The 2,375-nt window shown below is 37.5% G+C and carries 2 protein-coding genes; both read right to left on the bottom strand.

The window, feature by feature from the left end; translation table 11 throughout:
• Positions 1-5 precede the first annotated feature (5 nt).
• Complete coding sequence (locus ACZFYI_RS19160; RefSeq protein WP_462525725.1) at positions 6-548, bottom strand: phage tail protein; 543 nt, start codon at positions 546-548, stop codon at positions 6-8.
• Positions 549-560: 12 nt separating this feature from the next.
• Entirely contained in the window at positions 561-1,352 is a 792-nt protein-coding gene (locus ACZFYI_RS19155; RefSeq protein ID WP_462525724.1) for a hypothetical protein, read from the bottom strand.
• Positions 1,353-2,375 lie beyond the last annotated feature (1,023 nt).

Genomic DNA, 2,375 nt, shown 5'->3' with positions numbered 1-2,375 from the left:
TGATATCAGGATCTTGGAGGATAAATTCCTTCTAGTGAAATAACATGATATACTGCCAGATAGGGAGGCATATTGTTAAATGGTTGTCCCCCTCCTGCAACTCCAACCATGCCTGGATTCATTGCAGTATTTGAATTTGAAGCATGGGCCTTGACGCCAATTGGATCTGCTCCCCGCTCAGGTATCACATTGGCATTGGCAGGGAAGGCATTGGCAGGATTTGATTGGGTACCAGCCGCTGATGAAGCCTGAATGGTATGATTATGGGGAGGAAGGTTACTTACTGTTAAAGTGGTAGTAGGCGACCCACTAACTTCACCCTGAACATAACGGGGCAAGCCAGGACCCTGACCTGGATGGAGCGCCATGCGTCCCCTAAGATCGGGCAGCGCAAAGGTTGTTTGACCATTTCCCCCATAGGTGGTGCCTAGCAATGAAAATAAGGCATCATATTCTGAAATTGCTAAGAGCTGTCCATTACATAATGCCCATCCTTGAGGGGCAAAATTGAAACTTGTCTCCACGATTTGTCCTATAAATGGTTGCATACTTTTGTATTTTTAAATGATGAAATGATTTAAAACCCCTTTATACTGGTTAATAGTAGTAACTCCAAAATTTCTGGAATTTTCGGAGTTAACTTGAAGAAATACTTCCTGATTATCTTTGTTTCTTAAAGAAAAGCCCTTTGACTTATCTGATGTGTCTGAATCTGTAAAAAACCAATCGACATCTTTGCTGCTTTCTACAAAGTCTCTATAATTCAAATAAGGAAAAACATCTTTGGGGTTTTCCAACAAACAGATGACCTTATCGCATCCCTCATTTTTCAAATTTTTACTTTTTGATTGGATTATGTTGAGGATTTGATTAACACTTTGGTTACTTCCCGTGAAAGCAATACCTAAAACTCCGATCTTTTTTCCATTCACTTTGATAATCACCTTTTCTTGGAGAGCAGCCAATCCGCCTCTGGTACTTTTATCAAAATTTGAATTGATTAGAGGGTACGGCGCTTCCGCAATTTTCTTTTGCAGATCATCATCAGAAAGCTCCAAAAGACCCGGGTCAAAATTGATCAGTTGGGCGATGGATCCTGATGCACCGGTACCAATCATATCCATTGTATTTCCATCCCCACCCGAATTAATAAAAATCAGGGCAGAATTTCTTGCATAGTTGGAGTCCATGAGATTCCTCAGGTTCTCTTCATCTATTCCCGGACCGAGATGTACCCAACTTATTGACTTGGGGTCTCCCAAAGCCAATACCGCCGAAGGAATAGGAATCAATGAGGATACCACAGTGGCAGCTATTGATTTTTTTATAAATAATCTTCTAGAGAAATTCATATTTGAGATATTTATTTTGAAGGCTAACCGATAAACAAAATATTGACATATTGTTTTTAATTTATTTGAAACGAAACGGATCCATAGCTAAGAACACCGTCAAAAGGATAAACTCCAAAGAGAAATCGAAAAGGATCTGCATTTGCATAAGGAAACAAGATGCTTCCTCGATCCAAAAGATTGATTAAGAATTAGTCTATCCATATCGGTATATTTAATTTATAGCATAAATCTCAAATCACCCCTTCATGTATGTTAAGAATTATAACTTTCTGTTTTTCAGTTTTTTAAAACATTTTTTGAGAAAAACATTGAATCAGGATTGGGTGAATTTTCAAACTAGCGACAGGACTTAAGGTGTGTTCCCCTAAGCTTAATCCTCATTTGAAAATATTATGTATTAAAAATAATGATTTTTAAATACAAATAAATGTAAAAAAGGACGAACACCACCTTTTTATGTCCCAATGGTTGGTTTTATTTTCCCAATGGAAAGCAAGTAGGAAAAGGCATGCCAAAAAGAAACCAAATTGATAAAGATCGGAGGACAAAATCCAGAACTACCATTGTGATGTTGAATAGCCAAAGTGACGGCATCTTAATTCTTGAAATTCAACATGTGGTATTTGGTAAATCTTGGGTCTTTTATGTTAACGCTATATGGTTGCACAATCTGGGTCTGCTCGCTGAAATTAGATTGTCATTATTTTCAGCTTCGCGTTGTCAAATTCTCAATGTATTCTATAAATCAAGTCTTGTTTTTTTGTCTTGAATCTTGCGCCTATTTGGTTGTCAAGTTGGGTAGTCCGACATTACTAATTTTAAACTCAGAATTCTGAATTCACCAAGTCTTGTTTCTTGAGTCTTGCTTCTTGGATCTTTTTTTATTCTCTGACCAACAGTTTCATTTTATCAGGTTTAAGGAGACCTTTAACAAAAAAACCGGGCAAACCCAATCTTCAATATGAAGGTCAGATTTGCCCGGGTCTTTGTTTAATCCATTTTTCATTTCACCGGTGTTAA

Source organism: Aquiflexum sp. (genome assembly GCF_977115555.1).
Note: the sequence above shows the minus strand (reverse complement) of the source record. Positions and strands in the feature narration are given on the sequence as shown.